This window comes from Kitasatospora sp. NPDC051914 (assembly GCF_040680995.1).
Taxonomy (GTDB): Bacteria; Actinomycetota; Actinomycetes; order Streptomycetales; family Streptomycetaceae; genus Kitasatospora.
Genome location: NZ_JBFAXX010000007.1, coordinates 130462 through 148712 on the forward strand (window position 1 = coordinate 130462; position 18251 = coordinate 148712).

An 18251-nucleotide genomic window follows, 5' to 3' on the forward strand; every position below is an offset into this window, starting at 1 on the left:
GGCCGACCGCCGCCAGTGGGGGACCGGCGGGCCAGGCCCGGTCGTGCGTACGGGCCGATCGGGGCCGCGCACCGCCGACACGGGGCGGCGGAGCGCGGTCCGGGGGGCGGCCCGGCCGGGGGAGGACCGGGGGCCGGGGGAACGGCCTCCGGCGGACGTGCGGGGCGGCAGCGCCCGGCCGGGCGGCACGGGGGAGCCGCTCCGGCCGCGGCCTGCCGCCCCCGCCGCTCCCCGCCCCCCGCGTGTCCTGCCTGCCCGCCCGGCCGCACCGGCCCCACCCGATCCGTCACAGGGCCGTTCGCACCCGGGATTGTCAGTGGCGGTTGCCACGCTGGAGGGGCGCGGGCCGCCCGGCCCGGGCACCCGCATCGGACCGGGGGAGACCATGACCATCAGCCGCCCCGAGCGCGTCACCCGCCACCCTGTCGCCGACACCCTGCCCGTGGACCGCAACCGCGCCGCCGACGTGCACCCGGTGGTGCGCCGCGCCGCCGCCCCGCCCGCCGCCCTCGACCTGCTCCGCCAGGCCCACCGCACCCTGACCGCCGCCCGCAGCATGCCGGACCCGCTGGAGCGCTACGCCACCGCGCACCTGGCCGCACTGCGCACCACCGCGGCGGTGCTGGCCGTCCGCGGCCGCCCCGACCGCAACCCGCGCCGCCGGCAGGCGATCCGCAGCGCCTGGGAGCTGCTGCCCCAGGTCGCCCCCGAACTCGCCGAGTGGGCCTCCTACTTCGCCGCCGGCGCAAGCCGCCGGGCGGCGGCCGAGGCGGGCATCCGCAGTGCCGCCGGCGCCCGGGACGCCGACGACCTGATCCGGAACACCGGCCTGTACCTGCGCATCGTGGAGCGCCTGCTCGACCTCCACCCGTCCCTCCCCCAGCAGCCCTTACCGCTCGGCGGGGACTGACCGGCCGCCGCCCCGCCCGGCAGTGCGTGCCGAGGGCGCCGTCGGCGGGCTGTGCAGGGCCCAGGATCGGCCGGCGGCAGGGAGCGCGGGGCAAGATGGGCCCCTCCTGCCCGGTGGCGGGCAAGGAGGGAGAGAGCCGTCGGCACGCGACGCCGCGGGCCCTGTCGCCGGGCGGTCTAAGGTGGTGGCGTTCGGTGATCCACCCCAGTACCGAGGAGCCCCGCCGTGTACCCGACGCGTCCCCGCAGTGCCCTGCGTACCGCTGTGGTCTGGGAGGTGCTGTGCGCAGCGCTGGAGCAGCGCGCGGCGGAGCTCGACCGGCCGGTGCTGGACGTCCTCGACACGGGCGGCGGCACCGGCAACTTCGCCGTGCCCGTCGCCCGGCTCGGCCACCGCGTCACCGTGGTCGACCCCAGCCCCGACGCCCTGTTCGCCCTGGAGCGCCGCGCCGCCGAGGCCGGTGTCACCGACCTCGTCCGCGCGGTCCAGGGCGACACCCAGACCCTGCCCGAGGTCGTCGAGGGCGGCTCCGCCGACGTGGTGCTCTGCCACGGCGTGCTGGAGGTCGTCGACGACCCGGCCGAGGCGCTCGGCAACCTCACCGGGACGCTCCGCAAGGGCGGCCTGGTCAGCCTGCTCGCCGCCAACCGCAACGGCGCGGTGCTCGCCCGCGCCCTGGCCGGCCACTTCGCCGAGGCCCGCACCGTGCTCGACGCCGAGGACGGCCGCTGGGGCACCGGCGACCCCATGCCGCGCCGCTTCACCGGCGACGAGCTCGCCGCCCTGGCCGCCGCGGCCGGCCTCCAGGTGCGCTCCGTGCACGGCGTACGGGTCTTCGCCGACCTCGTCCCCGGCGTGCTCGTCGACACCGAGCCCGGCGCCATGGACGCCCTGCTGAAGCTGGAGCAGGCCGCCGCCGAGCAGCCCGCCTTCCACGCCGTCGCCACCCAGCTGCACCTGCTCGCCGCTCTGGTCTGATCCGGTCCGGGGCCGCAGCGGCGGCCCTGGACTGCACCGATTCCGACCACCCGGGCACTTGTGCGGCCGCCGCGGCGTTGGCACCGGTGCAGGACCGCACCGAAGTGGCCGATGGCACGTGTCCACCACCACCCCGAACAGCGCCTGCGGACCGTATGATCTGGGTAAAGCCGGAAAGCATGACACCCGAACGCCTGGGGCATATGGACCACACAGGATCAGGCCCAGGGGTGGCGGACCGGTCGCCCCGCGACCGACGAGTAGGAGGACTCCGTGCCGCTCTCGGAGCACGAGCAGCGACTGCTCGAGCAGATGGAGCGAGCGCTGTACGCCGAAGATCCCAAATTCGCGTCAGCGCTTGAGGGAACCGGGCTGCGCACCTACACCCGTCGGAGGGTCTACCTGGCCGCCGCAGGGTTCGTGGCCGGCATAGGCCTCCTCATGGGAGGCATGGTCGCCCAACTGATCTGGGTGAGCGTGATCGGTTTCCTGGTGATGCTTGGCTGCGCGGTCCTTGCCGTGACCGGTTGGCGGCGCGGTGCCCTCGGGCACGGATCGGGCGCCAAGGCATCCCCCGCTCCCCGCCGCAAGGCGAACGTGATGGACCGGATGGAACAGCGCTGGCAACGCCGTCGCGACGAGCACGACGGCCTCTAGGACCCGAGCCGACACAACAGCAGCAGACACAACCGCCGGGGGCGGGCAGTTCACCGAACTGCCCGCCCCCGGCGGTTCGCCTTCCCGGCGGCCCCGCGCGGCTACCCGCCGTCCGCGGGCGGCCGGCGCAGTGCCTTGCGGACGGCCCGGCGGACGGGCTGCGCCAGCCGGTCCCAGCGCTCGCCGACGGCCTCCCGGGCGGCCGACACCCGCTCGGTGGCCCGCCACCACAGCCGTGCCGTGGATGGCGGCAGCAGCACCGCCCGGGCCCGCCCGTAGCGGCCGACCGAGGCGCTCAGCGCCTCCCGGGTCGCCCGGACGTCCGCCCCGAGCGGCGACAGCGGGCCCGTCTCCCGGGCGTACAGCACCTGCTCGGTGGCCAGGGCCACCCGGCCGGCCGCCGCCCGCGCGTCCGGGTCCAGCGAGCCGATCTCGGCGATCCGCGCCACCGTGCGGCGCGGCGTGCTGGCGTCGTCCGGCGGGATGCCGAGGTCCCAGGCCGAGTCGACCAGCTCCTGCCAGGCCGCGAGGACCTGCTCGTCGGTGAGCCCGATCCGGTCGGAGCCCGGCAGGTGCCGCCCGGAGCCCAGCCGGCGCCGCCGCAGCCGCGCCCGCCAGAGCGCCGGCACGGCGAGCAGCAGCAGTGCGAGACCGACCACCGAGAACGTCGCCAGCGCCCGCCAGGACTGCCACCAGGGCTCGTTGCCGACGGCCTGGTCGGCCGCGGTCTGCTGCTCCCCGCAGTCCTCGATGCGGTGCCCGCCGCCGCAGCTGTTCGTCGCACCCGGCGCCGCCGAGGCCGCGTCGCTCGGCACGTCGCCGGGCTGCGCGGTGGTCGCGCCGGGGGAGGGCTCCACCTGCTCGCGGGTGTAGCTCGGCACGATCGCGCCCTGGCCGGCCGCCGGGGTCGGCTCGAAGCGCACCCAGCCGGTGCCGGCGAAGTACAGCTCCGGCCACGCGTGGTAGTTCGTCGACCGCACGACGTACACCTTGCCGTCGTTGGAGCTGCCTGGCGTGAAGCCGATCGCCACCCGCGCCGGGATGCCCAGCGAGCGGGCCATCGCCGCCATGGTCGACGCGAAGTGCACGCAGAAGCCCCGGCGGTCCTGCAGGAACTTCAGGATCGCGGTGTTGCCGGTGCCCGCCTCGATGTCCGTGTCGTAGTGGAACTCCGAGGAGGTGAACCACTCCTGCAGGGCCACCGCCCGGTCGAAGGCGGTGTCCTTGCCCGCCGTGACCGTCCGGGCCGTTTTCGACACCTCGGCCGGCAGCGTCTGCGGCAGCTGCAGGTACTTGGCCGGCAGGTCGGCCGGCACCGGGCCTGCCGAGCGCAGCTGCTCGGCGGTGGCCTCCACCTGCAGGCTGCTCACCGAGTACTTCACGCCGTCGGTCTTCTGCCCGTCCGCACCCACCAGGGCGCGGGTCTCCGGCTCGTACCGCCAGGAGCCCGGCACCGACACCCGGGACGCCGGGTACGGCATCGGCAGCCAGTCGGTGCGCAGGTTCTCCGAGATCGACACGTCGGTCTCGGCCTGCGAGATCGCGACCGCGGGCGAGAGCCCCTCGAGCTTCGGCAGCGGGTCCGGGCGCTGCTGCAGCTTCTGCTGCGAGAACCGCCAGTCCACGCCGTTGAACTCGTCCAGCGCGCCGATCCGCAGGTACATCTCGCCGACCGTGCTGGCATTGGTGCGGTACTGCAGCAGCGGCACCGGATCCGTCCGGTGCAGGCTCTCGGTGAGCGCCACCACCGGGTTGAGCGAGGTCACCTGCCCGCCCCTGCCGATGCCGGACCCGGAGCCGCCGCTGCCGGCCAGACCGCCCACCAGCCCGAGCCCCGCCTGCGGCAGGAACGCCGGCACCGCGAGCGCCAGCACCAGCGCCGCCACGCCCACCCGGTGCCCGCTGTGCACCGGCGGCGAGTTGGTGGCCTTGCCGGTGCCGCTGAACACCCGGCCCCAGCGCGACAGCCGGTCCTGGCCCTCGGCGCGCAGCAGCAGCAGGTAGCCGCCGGCCGCCGGGAGGAACCAGATCCACGCCCCGGACCCCAGGCCCGACAGGCCGCAGCCCACCGAGTACAGCGCCAGCAGCGGCAGACCGGCCGCCGCCGCCCGCCGGTGGGTCACCGCGAGGGCGTCCACCAGCACCGCGATCAGCGCGACCGAGCCGACCAGCACCAGCCGCAGCCCCGGCGTGTCCGGGGCGGGCACCGAGTACTGGGCGAGGTCGGTCCCGGCCTGGCCCAGACGGCCGCCCAGCGCGTCCAGCGCCCGGCCGCCCGGCAGCAGGCCCCAGGCCATCGAGCTGCGCACCGAGGTGAGCATCAGGACGTACAGCACGACCAGCAGCTGCACCGGCGTGACCGCCCAGCCCGCCACCGCCAGGCGGCGCAGCCCGGAGCCCGCGCCGGCCGCGACCATGATCATCAGGAGCGCGTGCCCCGCCCACCCGTGCGTGGTGAGCAGCGGCAGCAGGCACATCGCGGTGAGCGCGGTCGCCGTTGCCGCGCAGATCGTCAACCTGGCCCGGGTGGTCACGCGCCGACCTCGTCTCGGTAGGGGCCCGACTGCTCGGTGCGGTCGGCCGTACGCCACAGCTCGGGCAGTGAGGCTCCGGCCTTCACCGGCACCACCGTCCAGCCGGCCCGGCCGAGCAGCTTCTGCTGCTCCTCGAACGTGCTGTCGGCGGTGTCCGGCAGCAGGTGCCGCAGGCCCGCCCAGGTGGCGGTGTCGAGCAGGAACACCACCGCGCCGGCCGCCCGGCGGCGCAGCGAGCACAGCCGCTCCAGCTGCTCCTCGTCGAGACTGCCGACGATCGCCACCAGCAGGCCCTCGCCGCTGCGCAGCACCTCCTCGGCGCGGGCCAGCCCGCCGCCGTCGGAGTGCTCGACGACGGCCAGCTCGTCCAGCAGCAGCCCGCTCGCCTCGACCGGGGTGGTCGGCGAGGAACTGCCCGAGGAGGGCACGCAGCGGCCGGTGTCGGTGATCAGGCGCGTCCGGTAGCCGCGCTCGATCAGGTGGATGCCGACGGACGCGGCGCAGGACACCGCCCACTCGAAGGACGAGCCGGGACCGCTGCCGCGGTGCGCGATCTCCCGGGTGTCCAGCAGCACCGCGGCGTGCGCCTGCAGCGGCTGCTCCTCGCGGCGGACCATCAGCTCGCCGTAGCGCGCGGTGGACTTCCAGTGCACCCGGCGCAGGTCGTCGCCGTGCCGGTACTCGCGCGGGATCACGTCGTCGTCACCGGCCAGGGCCAGCGCCCTGGCGTTGGTGTCGCCGTGCCCGGCCCGCTCGCCCGGCAGCCGCACCGGCGGCAGCTGCTGCACCTGCGGCACCACGGTGAGCGTGTCGGAGGCGTTGAAGGAACGGGTCAGCTCGCACATCCCGAACGGGTCGGCCAGCCGCAGCTGCAGCGGCCCCAGCGGGTAGCGGCCGCGCAGGTCGGAGCGGACCCGGTAGGAGACCTCGCGGTACCCGTGCGGCTCCACCCGGTCCAGCACGAACCGCGGCCGCGGGCCCAGCATGTACGGGACCTTGTCCTCCAGCAGCAGCACGCCGGTGGGCACCCGGGAGACGTTGTCCAGCCGCAGGTGCACCCGGGCCTCGTGGCCGGCCGGGGTCCGGTGCGGGGTGAGCCGCCGGCCGCCCGCCACCCGGTAGCGGGTGCGCAGCAGCACCAGGGCCGCCGCCAGCGGCAGCGCCGCCAGCAGCACCCCGACCCGCAGCAGCGCGTCCTGCCCGAAGACGTACGCGCACAGAGAGGCGGTGATCCCGGCGGCGAGGAACGAACGCCCCCGGGTGGTCAGGCCGTGCAGCCCCGACCGCAGGCCGTGCGGGGTCTGCCCGGCCGGCGGCGGAGGGTTCTCGCCGGCGGCCACGTCAGCCGCGCCCCTGAGGACGGGGGATCGGCATCCTGGCGACCAGGTCGAGCACGACCTGCTCGGAGCTGCGGCGGCTGAGCCGGCTCTCCGCGGTCGGCAGCAGGCGGTGCGCCAGCACCGGGACGGCCAGCGCCTGGATGTCGTCCGGCACCACGTAGTCGCGCCCGTCCAGGGCGGCCGAGGCGCGGGCCGCGCGCACCAGGTGCAGGGTGGCCCGCGGCGAGGCGCCGAGCCGCAGCTCCGGGTGGTTGCGGGTGGCGGCGACCAGTTCGACCGCGTAGCGGCGGACCGCGTCCGCCACGTGCACCGTGCGGACCAGGTCGATCAGCTTGAGGATGTCGTGGGCGTGCGCGACCGGCTGCAGGTCGTCCAGCGGGTTGGCGCCGGCGTGCACGTCGAGCATGGCGAACTCGGCGTCCGGGCTGGGGTAGCCGATCGACACCCGGGCCATGAAGCGGTCGCGCTGCGCCTCGGGCAGCGGGTAGGTGCCCTCCATCTCGACCGGGTTCTGGGTCGCCACCACCATGAACGGAGAGGGCAGCTCGTAGCTGGTGCCGTCGATGGTGACCTGGCGCTCCTCCATCGACTCCAGCAGCGCCGACTGGGTCTTCGGCGAGGCGCGGTTGATCTCGTCGCCGACCACGATCTGCGCGAAGATCGCGCCCGGCCGGAACTCGAAGTCCCGCTGGTTCTGGTCGAAGACGTTGGTGCCGGTCACGTCGGAGGGCAGCAGGTCCGGGGTGAACTGGATGCGGCGCACCGTGCAGTCCACCGACCGGGCCAGCGCCTTGGCGAGCATGGTCTTGCCGACGCCGGGCACGTCCTCCAGCAGCAGGTGGCCCTCGGCCAGCAGCACGGTCAGGGCGATCCGGACGGCCTCGGGCTTGCCCTCGATGACGCTCTCCACCGACGCGCGGATCCGCTCGGCCACCGCGCTCAGCTCCCCCAGGCCTGCGGGCCTGCGCGCCGCGAAGCCGTCGGAGCGGGTCGCACCCGCCGTGTCCTGCGTGTTGTAGGTCGTCACCCGTTCGCTCCCATGTGGACCGCTTGTGCCGGCGGTGGACGCCGGCCCACCAAGATGGCGCCGCCCGGGCGGGCGTGCGGTTCCGTCGAGGGAGTGGCACGGGCGGTGGGCGTGCGGCAAGGCCGCCCCAGGTGGAACGGGGCCGGGCCTGCACCGGCATTCTTCCCTGTCGGGCGGCCGGAAGTCACTCGCACGGGCGACACGCGTGCAGTGTCCCGGTTCGTCCCGGCACGACACCGGCCACCCCGGGGCGAGGTGGGACCCGGACGGCGCTGGCCGGGTCGGTGGCGGCCGTTCGCCCCGGCCGGGGCGAACGCGGACTCGGAGGTCTCAGACGATCTCGCGGAGCAGACCGGTGTGGACGTCGAACACGAAGCCGCGGATGTCGTCCTTGTTCGGCAGGAACGGCGAGGTGCGCACGCGCTCCATCGACTGGCGGACGTCGCCGTCCAGGTCCACGAAGGCCTCCACCGCCCACTGCGGGCGCTGGCCGACCTCCAGCTCCAGCTCGCGGCGGAAGTCCTCGGTCAGGCCGAGCAGACCGCAGCCGGTGTGGTGGATCAGCACCACCGAGCGGGTGCCCAGGGCACGCTGGCTGATGGTGAGCGAGCGGATCGTGTCGTCGGTGACGACACCGCCCGCGTTGCGGATGATGTGGGCGTCGCCGAGTTCGAGGCCGAGCGCGGCGAACAGGTCGAGGCGGGCGTCCATGCACGCCACCACGGCGACCTTCTGCACGGGGCGGGCGTCCATGCCGCCGTCGCGGAAGTCCACCGCATAGGTGCGGTTCGAGTCCACGAAGCGGTCGATGATCCCGGAAACGGTGCCGGCAGCGGCGTCCGGCGCGGAACGGTCGGGGGTCACTGTCATGGTGACGAAGGTAATCCGAATTCCAGTGCCGTGGTGAGGGCGGCCCGGTGCTGTGATCGAGTCCATAGCCCGCCGCGGCCCGGGCCCGGGAGGGATTGCGGACTTGCTCCCGTTTTGCCCGGCGCGGGGCCGTCCGGTGCGCCCGGCCGCCCCCGCCCCGGTGCGCCGCCCCCCACCTGCGAGGAGCCGTACCTCCGCCCGGGTGGTCCGCCGCCGGGGAGCGTTGACTCGCCCGGCCCGGGCGATAGTCTGGCGGCGCAGTGGAGCACTGCCCGTACGCCCCGCCGACGCCCCCGGGCCGGCGCCGGGGCCACCCGTACGCAGCCCGCGGCCTCCACCCGCTCCTGTGCCACCTGGCGCACCTTCCCCGGTGCCGGGCGGTCACCCCTTCCCCAGGCGAGCGGGCGGGGACCGCGGGCTGCGTGCGCGACCGGCTGCGGGAGGCGTCCCGGCGGTGGGCGAGAATGGGGCCAGCCGTCCGGGCCCGGGCGGCCGCACCGAGGAAGGGCGCCACCGCGCAATGAGCAACGAGAGTCCGGCACCCAGGCACGTCCCGGTGATGCTGCAGCGCTGCATGGACGCACTGGCCCCGGCGGCCTCCGCCCCCGGCGCGGTCGTGGTGGACGCCACGCTCGGCCTCGGCGGCCACAGCGAGGCGATCCTCACGCAGTTCCCCGAGGCCCGGCTGGTCGCCGTCGACCGGGACCCGGTCGCGCTGGAGCTCTCCGCCGAGCGCCTCGCCCCCTTCGGCGACCGCGCCACCCTGGTGCACGCCGTGTACGACGAGATCCCGCGCGTCCTCGACGACCTCGGCATCCGCGAGGTCCAGGGCGTCCTGTTCGACCTCGGCGTCTCCTCCATGCAGCTGGACGAGGCCGACCGCGGCTTCGCCTACGCCCAGGACGCCCCGCTCGACATGCGCATGGACCAGACCCGCGGCCTGAGCGCCGCCGAGGTCCTCAACACCTACAGCCACGGCGACCTCGCCCGGATCCTCAAGGTGTACGGCGAGGAGCGGTTCGCCGGGAAGATCGCCTCGGTGATCGTCCGCGAACGGGAGAAGGAACCGTTCACCACCAGCGCGCGTCTCGTGGAGTTGGTACGCAACGCCATCCCGGCGGCGACCCGGCGCACCGGCGGCAACCCGGCCAAGCGCACCTTCCAGGCCCTGCGGATCGAGGTCAACGGGGAGCTGGAGGTGCTCGACCGGGCCATCCCCGGGGCGCTGGAACGCCTCGCGGTCGGCGGGCGGATCGTGGTGATGTCCTACCAGTCCCTGGAGGACCGCCTGGTGAAGCAGTACTTCCAGGCCGGCGCCACCTCCACCGCCCCGCCCGGGCTGCCGTTCGTACCCGAGGAGCACCAGCCCTGGCTGAAGCTGCACACCCGCGGGGCGGTGCTGGCCACCGAGGAGGAGATCGAGGAGAACCGGCGCGCCGCGCCCGTCCGGCTGCGCGTGGCGGAGAGGATCAGGGCGACCCGGGGCTGACCGGGTGGACGAACGAGCGAGGAACGGCGAGAGGGAGGGCGCAGTGCCGGTGGCCGGCGGTGGGCCCGTGCTGCCCGTGGGCGGGCGGGGTGGGCGGACCCGGAGGAGCGGAGCACTGCCGGGGCAGGCGGGCCGGGGGCGGATCACCGCCGGGCCCGGGTCCCGGTCGGTCCGCGGACGGACCCCCTTCGCCGTCCTGATCGTGGTGCTGCTCTCGGCCGGCCTGCTCGGCCTGCTGGCGCTCAACACCGCCCTCAACGAGGGCTCCTTCGAGCTGTCCCGGCTCAAGAAGCAGACCACCGACCTCACCGACGAGCGCCAGGGCCTGCAGGCCCAGATCGACCGCGACGCCGCCCCGGACGCCCTCGCCCGCCGCGCCCGCGAACTGGGCATGGTCCCCGGCGGTGGCCCGGCCTTCCTGCAGGACGACGGCTCCGTGCTCGGCAAGCCCGGCCAGGCCCAGGACAGCCCGCCGGTCAAGCGCCCCGAGGACACCGCCTCCGCTGCCGCCCCCTCCTCCTCGGGCGCACCCGCCGACCCCAACGCGGGCGCGAGCCCGAGCCCCGGCCCGTCCGCCTCCGACGACGGCGTGCAGATCGCACCGGCCCCGCCCGCCGCCACCGCCACCCGTACCGGGGGCGCCCGATGAGCACCCCCCGCAGGCCGCACGGCCCCGGCGACCGCCGACCGCCCCGCCCCGCCCGGTCCGGCGAGGCCGGCCGCAACCCCTCCGACCGCGTCCGCGCCCCCCGCCCGCGCTCCGCCGACCAGGCCCGTCAGACACCCCGCCGCGGCGGCGACCCGCGCGCCGCCCGCCCCGCGGCCCGCCGCCCGCAGCGGCCCGCGGCCCGCCCGCAGCCGCGCATGATCCGCCTCGCCGACCCGCGCCGCCGGCTGCGGGCCGCCGGCATCGCCCTGGTCGTGGTCTTCACGGTGTTCGCCGGCCGGCTCGTCCAGCTCCAGCTGCTCGACTCCCACGCGCTGGCCGCCGAGGCCGGCGCCAACCAGTACGTCCCGGTCGTGCTCTCCGCGGAGCGCGGCTCGATAACGGCCTCCGACGGCACCGTGCTCGCCACCACCGTGGACGCGTACGACATCACCGCCGACCCGACGCTGTTCACCCCCGAGGCCACCCACGTCCCGGACGCGCCCGAGCAGGCCGCCGCCCTGCTCGCGCCGATCCTCGACCTGCCCAAGGAGAAGATCGCCGGGCTGCTCCACCTCAACCCGAAGAACCCCAAGAGCCGCTACGCGCTGCTCGCCGCCCGGCAGACCCCGGAGGCCAAGAACCGGATCTCCGACCTGCGCGCCAACCTGGCCAAGCAGGCCGACACCAAGGCCTGCCGGGCGCAGCGCCAGCTGCTCGGCAAGCCCGCCGACAAGGGCGGCCGCAGCTCGGTCGACACCGCCTGCGCCAACACGCTGGCCGGGGTCGTCTACTCGCCGAGCAAGCGGCGGGTCTACCCGGCCGGCGACCTCGCGGGCAACCTGGTGGGCTTCGTCAACGCCGAGGGCACCGGCACCGGCGGCCTGGAACTGCAGTTCCAGAAGGACCTGGCGGGCGTCGACGGACGCTCCACCTACGCCTCGGTCGGCGGCCGGATCGTGCCCAGCTCCGGCGGCAGCCAGCACGCCCCGGTGCCCGGCACCGACCTGCGGCTCACCGTCGACAAGGACATCCAGTGGGCCGCCCAGCGGGCCATCACCGACCAGGTCGCCAACGCCGGGGCGGAGAAGGGCTACGTCGTCGTCCAGGACGTGAAGACCGGCCGCATCCTCGCCATGGCCACCTCGCCCGGCCTCGACCCGAACAAGCTGTCCACCGCCCGGCCCGAGCAGCTCGGCAACGCCGCCGTCCAGGACGCCTACGAGCCCGGCTCCACGGCCAAGCTGATGACCATGGCCGCCGTGCTCGACACCGGCACCGCGACCTGGGACACCCACGTCACCGTGCCGAACACGCTGCAGCGCTCCGACCGGGTGTTCCACGACGACGTCGACCACGAGACCTGGTACCTGACGCTGGCCGGCGTGCTCGCCAAGTCCTCCAACATCGGCACCATCGAGGCCGCCGAACACCTGGGCAAGAACCAGGCCGAGGCCAACAAGGTGCTCGGCGGCTACCTGCAGAAGTTCGGCATCGGCCAGCCCAGCGGCCTCGGCTTCCCCGGCGAGACCCGCGGCATCCTGGCCAAGCCGGAGGATTGGAAGGGCTCGCAGCAGTACACCATCCCGTTCGGGCAGGGCCTGTCGGTCAACGCCCTGCAGGCCACCTCGGTGTTCTCCACCATCGCCAATGGCGGGGTGCGGGTCGCGCCGAGCCTGGTCATGGGCACCACCGGCCCCGACGGCCGCTACACCCAGGCCCAGGCCGGCGCACAGACCCGGGTGGTGAGCGAGGCGACCGCCAAGACGCTGACCGAGATGCTGGAGTCCGTCGTCACCGACGAGCAGGGCACCGGCACCAAGGCGGCCATCCCCGGCTACCGGGTCGCCGGCAAGACCGGCACCGCCAACCGCGTCGACCCGAAGACCGGCCGGTACTCCGGCTACACCGCCTCCTTCATCGGCTTCGCACCGGCCGACCAGCCCCGGGTGACGGTCTCCTGCGTCATCCAGAACCCGGTCAACGGCCACTTCGGCGGCCAGCTCTGCGGTCCGGTGTTCAAGCAGGTGATGGAGTTCGCCCTGAAGACCCTGCGGGTCGCGCCGAGCGGCAGTGCGGCGCCGAACCTGCCCGTCGAGTGGAAGCCCTGATGAGCGACGCCCCCGACCACCGCAGCAGCCACCCGCGCCCGGCGGGGCGGAACGACGGGGGCACCCCCGCCCGGTTTGGCCCTGGAGGCCCTTCGGCCGATACCCTGCCCGCCGTGCCGAAACCCGATCAAATCTCCGCGAGCCCGCCCCGCCCCTCCAGCCCGGCGGCGCTGCCGCTCGCCGAGGTCGCCCGACTGCTGGGCCTGGCGCCCGTCGAGGGCGCGGAGGCCACCGGCATCACCCACGACTCCCGCGCGGTGCGCCCGGGCGACGTGTACGTGGCGTTCCCCGGTGCCAACCACCACGGTGCCGCCTTCGCCGGGCAGGCCGCGGCGGCCGGCGCCGTCGCCGTCCTGACCGACCCGGCCGGCGCCGAGATCGCCGCCCCGGCCGGACTGCCGCTGCTGGTCGTCGACAACGTCCGCGGCGCGATGGGCCACCTGGCCGCCGCCGTGTACGGGCGCCCCAGCGAACAGCTGCTGATGATCGGCCTGACCGGCACCAACGGCAAGACCACCACCTCCTACCTGGTCGAGGCCGGGCTGCGCGGCGGCGGACGGCTGCCCGGGGTGATCGGCACCGTCGAGATGCGGGTCGGCGACGAGCGGATCAAGAGCGAGCGCACCACCCCCGAGTCGACCGACCTGCACGCGGTCCTCGCGGTGATGCGCGAGCGCGGCGCCTCCGCCGTGGTCATGGAGGTCTCCAGCCACGCCCTGGTCTTCGGCCGGGTCGACGGGGTGCTGTACGACGTCGCGCTGTTCAACAACCTCACCCCCGAGCACCTCGACTTCCACCCGGACATGGAGGACTACTACCGGGCCAAGGCCCGGCTCTTCCAGACCGACAAGGCCCGCCGCGGGGTGGCCAACTTCGACGACCCGTACGGCCGCAGGCTGGCCGGCGAGGCGCCGATCCCGGTCGCGACCTTCTCCGCGAAGGGCGACCCGGAGGCCGACTGGCGGGCCGTCGACGTCCAGCTCGGACCGGCCGGCTCCACCTTCCGCGTGGTCGGCCCGGACGGCGCCGCCGCGGACGCCTCGGTGCCGCTGCCCGGCCCGTTCAACGTCGCCAACGCGCTCGGCGCGATCACCGCGCTGGTGACCGCCGGTGTGCCGCTGCCCGCCGCGGTCGCCGGCGTCGCCGCCTCGACCGGAGTCCCCGGCCGCCTGGAGCGGGTCGACGCCGGGCAGCCGTACGTCGCCGTGGTCGACTACGCGCACAAGCCGGACGCCCTGCAGGCCGTCCTGGAGTCGCTGCGCGAGGTCACCAAGGGCCGGCTGCACGTGGTCGTCGGCTGCGGCGGCGACCGCGACCCCTTCAAGCGCGGCCCGATGGGCGCCATCGCCGCCCGGATCGCCGACACCGCCGTCCTGACCAGCGACAACCCGCGCTCGGAGGACCCGCTGGCGATCCTCACCGCGATGCTCGCCGGCGCCGCCGAGGTGCCGGAGGAGGAGCGCGGCGAGGTGCTGGTGGTGCCGGACCGCGCCGAGGCGATCCGCCAGGCCGTCGCCCGCGCCCACGCCGGGGACACCGTGCTGGTGGCCGGCAAGGGCCACGAGGTCGGCCAGTACGCGAAGGGCGAGGTCCGCCCCTTCGATGACCGGGACGAACTCCGCGAGGCCATCACGCGGCATTCCCGCCCCGAGCAGGCGACCCCCCGCCCCGAGCAGGCCATTGGCGAGCGGGCGAACAACGAAGGAGAGCAGCCGTGATCGCACTGACCCTGGCCGAGGCCGCCGCGGCGGTGGGCGGCACGCTCGACGGTGCCGACCCGCAGGCCGTGGTGACCGGGACGGTCGTGGTGGACTCCCGCCAGGTGCAGCCGGGCGGCCTGTTCGTCGCCGTGGTCGGCGAGCAGGTGGACGGGCACGACTACGCCGCGAAGGCGGTCGGGGCGGGCGCCGTCGCGGTGCTGGCCTCCCGTCCGGTCGGTGTGCCGGCGATCCTGGTCGACGACGTGGTGGCGGCCCTCGGCCGTCTCGCCCGCGCCGTGGTGGAGCGCGCCACCGGCACCGCCGTGGTCGCGCTGACCGGCTCCTCCGGCAAGACCAGCACCAAGGACCTGATCGCGCAGGTGCTGCAGCGCCGCGGCGAGACCGTCTACCCGCCCGGCAACCTCAACAACGAGATCGGGCACCCGATGACGGCCCTGCGGGTCGAGCCCGCCACCCGGCACCTGGTGCTGGAGATGGGTGCGCGGCACAAGGGCGACATCGAGTACCTGACCGGCATCACCCCGCCGAGCATCGCGATCGTGCTGAACGTCGGCACCGCCCACCTCGGCGAGTTCGGCTCCAAGGAGGGCATCGCCGAGGCCAAGGGCGAGATCGTCGAGGCGCTCGGCGCCGACGGCGTCGCCGTCCTGAACGCCGACGACCCGCTCGTACGCGCGATGGAGACCCGTACCAAGGGCCGCGTCGTGCTGTTCGGCGAGAGCCGCGACGCCCACGTCCGGGCGGCGGATGTTCGCCTGGACGACACCGGACGTCCTTCCTTCACGCTGATCACCCCAGCCGGTTCCGCACCCGTGAACCTGCGCCTGTACGGTGAGCACCACGTCTCGAACGCCCTCGCCGCCGCAGCGGTGGCGGTGGAGCTCGGGATGCCCGTCGACGACACCGCCGAAGCGCTCAGCGAGGCGGGTGCGCTGTCCCGCTGGCGCATGGAGGTCGTCGACCGGGCCGATGGTGTCACCGTCGTCAACGACGCCTACAACGCGAACCCGGACTCGATGCGGGCCGCGCTCAGGGCGCTGGTGTCGATGGCGGGCCGCGGTCCGGAGCGCCGCCGCACGTTCGCGGTGCTCGGGGAGATGCGGGAGCTCGGCGGGGACAGCCTCGACGAGCACGACGCCATCGGGCGGCTCGCCGTCCGGCTCGACGTCACCAAGCTGGTGGCGGTGGGCGGACGCGAGGCGGCCTGCATGGAACTCGGCGCGAGGAACGAAGGTTCGTGGGGTGAGGAGTCGGTGCTGGTGTCCGACGCGGACGCGGCGATCGAGCTGCTGCGCAGTCAGCTGCAGCCTGGGGACGTGGTGTTGGTGAAGGCGTCCCGTTCGGCCGGCCTGGAGAAGGTCGCCGAGGCCCTGCTCGCCGATGGGGCCGCTCAGTGAAGCAGATCCTCTACTCCGGCGGCATCGGTCTGATCCTGTCGCTGCTGGGCACGCCCGCCCTGATCAAGCTGCTCGCGCGGCACGGCTACGGCCAGTACATCCGCGACGACGGCCCCAAGGCGCACCACAGCAAGCGCGGCACCCCCACCATGGGCGGCATCGCGTTCATCCTGGCGACGCTGATCGCGTACTTCGCCACCAAGGCGATAGCAGGCGAAACACCCACGGCCTCCGGCCTGCTGGTGCTGTTCCTGACGGCGGGTCTGGGCCTGGTCGGCTTCCTCGACGACTACATCAAGGTCGTCAAGCGCCGCTCCCTCGGCCTGCGGGCCAAGGCGAAGCTGCTCGGCCAGTCCTTCGTCGGCCTCGCCTTCGCCGTCCTGTCGCTCCAGTTCTCCAACAGCCGCGGTCTCACCCCGGCCTCCACCCACCTGTCCTTCGTCAAGGACTTCAGCTGGTCCATCGGCCCGGTGCTCTTCGTCATCTGGGCCTACTTCATGATCGCCGCTATGTCGAACGGCGTGAACCTCACCGACGGCCTCGACGGCCTCGCCACCGGCGCCTCGGTGATGGTCTTCGGCGCCTACGTCTTCATCGGCGTCTGGCAGTACGGCCAGACCTGCGCCCACATGATCACCGCCACCGCGAACTGCTACGACGTCCGCGACCCGCTGGACCTGGCCGTCGTCGCCTCCGCCCTGATGGGCTCCTGCTTCGGCTTCCTGTGGTGGAACACCTCGCCCGCCAAGATCTTCATGGGCGACACCGGCTCGCTCGCCCTCGGCGGCGCCCTCGCCGGCCTCGCCATCTGCTCCCGCACCGAACTGCTGCTCGCCCTGCTCGGCGGCCTGTTCGTCATCATCACCCTGTCGGTGATCATCCAGGTCGGCTCGTTCCGGATGACCGGCAAGCGCGTCTTCAAGATGGCCCCGCTCCAGCACCACTTCGAGCTCAAGGGCTGGAGCGAGGTGCTGATCGTCGTCCGCTTCTGGATCATCCAGGGCCTGTGCGTCGCGGTCGGCCTCGGACTCTTCTACGCAGGATGGGTGGCCGGATGACGGAGAACCCCGACTGGAACGGCCTGAGGACCGTCGTGGCAGGCCTCGGCCTGTCCGGCGTCAGCGCCGCCCGCGTGCTGCGCGACCTCGGCGCCGAGGTCACCGTCGTGGACGGCGGCGACGGCCCCGCGCTGCGCGCCAAGGCCGCCGACCTCACCGGCATCACCGTCCGCCTCGGCGACGGCGCGACCCTGCCCGAGGGCACCGAACTCGTCGTCACCTCGCCCGGCTGGCCGCCGAACAGCCCGCTGTTCCTCGCCGCCGACGCCGCCGGCGTCCCGGTCTGGGGCGACGTCGAACTCGCCTGGCGGCTGCGCCGCCCGCACCCCGCCACCGGCGAGCCCGCCCCCTGGCTGGCCGTCACCGGCACCAACGGCAAGACCACCACCGTCCAGATGCTCGCCTCGATCCTCACCGCCGCGGGCGCGCGCACCGCCGCCGTCGGCAACGTCGGGGTCTCCGTGCTGGACGCGGTCCTCGCCGAGGAGCCCTACGACGTCCTCGCCGTCGAGCTCTCCAGCTACCAGCTGCACTGGGCGCCCTCGCTGCGCCCGCACTCGGCGGCCGTCCTCAACCTGGCCCCCGACCACCTCGACTGGCACGGCTCCATGGAGGCGTACGCCGCCGACAAGGGCCGCATCTACGAGGGCAACAAGGTCGCCTGCGTCTACAACCTGGCCGACCCGGCCACCGAGGCGCTGGTCCGCGAGGCCGACGTCGAGGAGGGCTGCCGGGCCATCGGCTTCGGCCTCGACACCCCGAGCCTGTCGAACTTCGGCGTCGTCGACGGCCTGCTCGTCGACCGGGCCTTCGTCGAGGACCGGGCCAACAACGCGGCCGAGATCGGCGCCGTCTCCGACATCGTGCCGCCCGCCCCGCACAACGTCGCCAACGCGCTCGCCGCGGCCGCCCTCGCCCGCGCCTACGGCGTCGACGCCAAGGCCGTCCGCGACGGCCTGCGCGCCTTCCGCCCCGACGCGCACCGGATCGCCCAGGTCGCCGTGGTCGGCGAGGTCACGTACATCGACGACTCCAAGGCCACCAACACCCACGCGGCCGCCGCCTCGCTCGCCGCGTACGAACCGGTCGTCTGGATCGCCGGCGGACTCGCCAAGGGCGCCACCTTCGACGAGCTCGCCGCCTCCGCCGCCGACCGGCTGCGGGCCGCCGTGCTCATCGGCCAGGACCGCGCCCTGATCCGGGAGGCGCTGGCGCGACACGCCCCGGATGTGCCCGTGGTCGAGGCGGCCGAGGGCCAGACTGGCGCGGTGGCGATGGCCGAGGTGGTCCGCACCGCGGCCTCGCTCGCCAAGCCCGGCGACACCGTCCTGCTGGCGCCCGCCTGCGCCTCGATGGACATGTTCACCAACTACAACGAACGCGGCGACCTCTTCGCCGCCGCGGTGCTGGACCTGATGGAATAGCGGCAGCACGGCCGGACGGCACCAGGGGTGCCGCCCGGCCCGTCCACGGAGAGACAGGGGGAGCACGTGTCCGGTGAGGGCAAGGCGGG

General features: G+C 74.6%; 14 protein-coding genes. 10 read left to right on the plus strand and 4 right to left on the minus strand.

Annotated elements, in window-relative coordinates; all coding sequences use genetic code 11:
* Nucleotides 1–385 precede the first annotated feature (385 nt).
* The 3 genes from AB0M03_RS07300 (at nucleotide 386) to AB0M03_RS07310 (ending at nucleotide 2545) form a co-directional block, all read left to right on the plus strand.
* A complete protein-coding gene (locus AB0M03_RS07300; protein WP_363489389.1) occupies nucleotides 386–910 on the plus strand; it encodes an SAV_6107 family HEPN domain-containing protein in 525 nt (174 codons plus the stop codon).
* A gap of 225 nt (nucleotides 911–1135) precedes the next feature.
* Nucleotides 1136–1888: a methyltransferase domain-containing protein gene (locus AB0M03_RS07305; protein ID WP_363489391.1), complete on the plus strand. Its 753-nt coding sequence runs from the start codon at nucleotides 1136–1138 to the stop codon at nucleotides 1886–1888.
* Nucleotides 1889–2161: 273 nt separating this feature from the next.
* A complete protein-coding gene (locus AB0M03_RS07310) occupies nucleotides 2162–2545 on the plus strand; it encodes a DUF3040 domain-containing protein (RefSeq protein ID WP_363489393.1) in 384 nt (127 codons plus the stop codon).
* A 101-nt stretch (nucleotides 2546–2646) separates the two neighbouring features.
* Here AB0M03_RS07310 and AB0M03_RS07315 read toward each other — a convergent pair whose 3' ends face one another.
* The 4 genes from AB0M03_RS07315 to AB0M03_RS07330 form a co-directional block, all read right to left on the minus strand.
* Entirely contained in the window at nucleotides 2647–5079 is a 2433-nt protein-coding gene (locus tag AB0M03_RS07315; protein WP_363489395.1) for a DUF3488 and transglutaminase-like domain-containing protein, read from the minus strand.
* Nucleotides 5076–6419, minus strand: a complete 1344-nt coding sequence (locus AB0M03_RS07320) for a DUF58 domain-containing protein (protein ID WP_363489397.1) — start codon at nucleotides 6417–6419, stop codon at nucleotides 5076–5078. The genes AB0M03_RS07315 and AB0M03_RS07320 overlap by 4 nt, the downstream gene beginning before the upstream one ends.
* A gap of 1 nt (nucleotide 6420) precedes the next feature.
* Nucleotides 6421–7371, minus strand: a complete 951-nt coding sequence (locus AB0M03_RS07325; protein ID WP_363489462.1) for a MoxR family ATPase — start codon at nucleotides 7369–7371, stop codon at nucleotides 6421–6423.
* 405 nt (nucleotides 7372–7776) lie between these two features.
* Nucleotides 7777–8316 carry a carbonic anhydrase gene (locus AB0M03_RS07330; RefSeq protein WP_363489399.1) on the minus strand — a complete coding sequence of 180 codons (540 nt, stop codon included), beginning with the start codon at nucleotides 8314–8316 and terminating at the stop codon, nucleotides 7777–7779.
* A gap of 520 nt (nucleotides 8317–8836) precedes the next feature.
* On the opposite strand from AB0M03_RS07330, the gene rsmH reads away from it, so the two are divergent.
* The 7 genes from rsmH to murD all read left to right on the plus strand — a co-directional run bounded on the left by rsmH (nucleotide 8837) and on the right by murD (nucleotide 18162).
* Complete coding sequence (gene rsmH / locus AB0M03_RS07335; protein WP_363489401.1) at nucleotides 8837–9805, plus strand: 16S rRNA (cytosine(1402)-N(4))-methyltransferase RsmH; 969 nt, start codon at nucleotides 8837–8839, stop codon at nucleotides 9803–9805.
* Between the two features lie 202 nt (nucleotides 9806–10007).
* The gene (locus tag AB0M03_RS07340) at nucleotides 10008–10454 is read left to right on the plus strand and encodes a cell division protein FtsL (RefSeq protein WP_363489403.1); all 447 of its coding nucleotides are present in this window, start codon (nucleotides 10008–10010) and stop codon (nucleotides 10452–10454) included.
* Nucleotides 10451–12562 (plus strand): penicillin-binding protein 2, encoded by a 2112-nt coding sequence (locus AB0M03_RS07345; protein WP_363489405.1) that lies wholly within the window; start codon nucleotides 10451–10453, stop codon nucleotides 12560–12562. The genes AB0M03_RS07340 and AB0M03_RS07345 overlap by 4 nt, the downstream gene beginning before the upstream one ends.
* A 170-nt stretch (nucleotides 12563–12732) precedes the next feature.
* On the plus strand, nucleotides 12733–14280 hold the full coding sequence (locus AB0M03_RS07350) for a UDP-N-acetylmuramoyl-L-alanyl-D-glutamate--2,6-diaminopimelate ligase (RefSeq protein WP_363489464.1): 1548 nt from the start codon (nucleotides 12733–12735) through the stop codon (nucleotides 14278–14280).
* Nucleotides 14277–15680 carry a UDP-N-acetylmuramoyl-tripeptide--D-alanyl-D-alanine ligase gene (murF, locus tag AB0M03_RS07355; RefSeq protein WP_363489407.1) on the plus strand — a complete coding sequence of 468 codons (1404 nt, stop codon included), beginning with the start codon at nucleotides 14277–14279 and terminating at the stop codon, nucleotides 15678–15680. The genes AB0M03_RS07350 and murF overlap by 4 nt, the downstream gene beginning before the upstream one ends.
* The gene (mraY, locus tag AB0M03_RS07360) at nucleotides 15677–16738 is read left to right on the plus strand and encodes a phospho-N-acetylmuramoyl-pentapeptide-transferase (protein ID WP_363489409.1); all 1062 of its coding nucleotides are present in this window, start codon (nucleotides 15677–15679) and stop codon (nucleotides 16736–16738) included. Before murF ends, mraY begins: the two co-directional genes overlap by 4 nt.
* Nucleotides 16735–18162, plus strand: coding sequence for a UDP-N-acetylmuramoyl-L-alanine--D-glutamate ligase (murD, locus tag AB0M03_RS07365; protein ID WP_363489411.1), 1428 nt, complete (start codon nucleotides 16735–16737; stop codon nucleotides 18160–18162). The genes mraY and murD overlap by 4 nt, the downstream gene beginning before the upstream one ends.
* Nucleotides 18163–18251 lie beyond the last annotated feature (89 nt).

Excerpts from the sequence above, each read along its gene's own strand:
- AB0M03_RS07330 (WP_363489399.1), bottom strand. The coding sequence starts at position 8,316 with ATGACAGTGACCCCCGACCGTTCCGCGCCGGACGCCGCTGCCGGCACC.
- murD (WP_363489411.1), top strand. The coding sequence starts at position 16,735 with ATGACGGAGAACCCCGACTGGAACGGCCTGAGGACCGTCGTGGCAGGC.
- AB0M03_RS07300 (WP_363489389.1), top strand. The coding sequence starts at position 386 with ATGACCATCAGCCGCCCCGAGCGCGTCACCCGCCACCCTGTCGCCGAC.
- rsmH (WP_363489401.1), top strand. The coding sequence starts at position 8,837 with ATGAGCAACGAGAGTCCGGCACCCAGGCACGTCCCGGTGATGCTGCAG.
- AB0M03_RS07345 (WP_363489405.1), top strand. The coding sequence starts at position 10,451 with ATGAGCACCCCCCGCAGGCCGCACGGCCCCGGCGACCGCCGACCGCCC.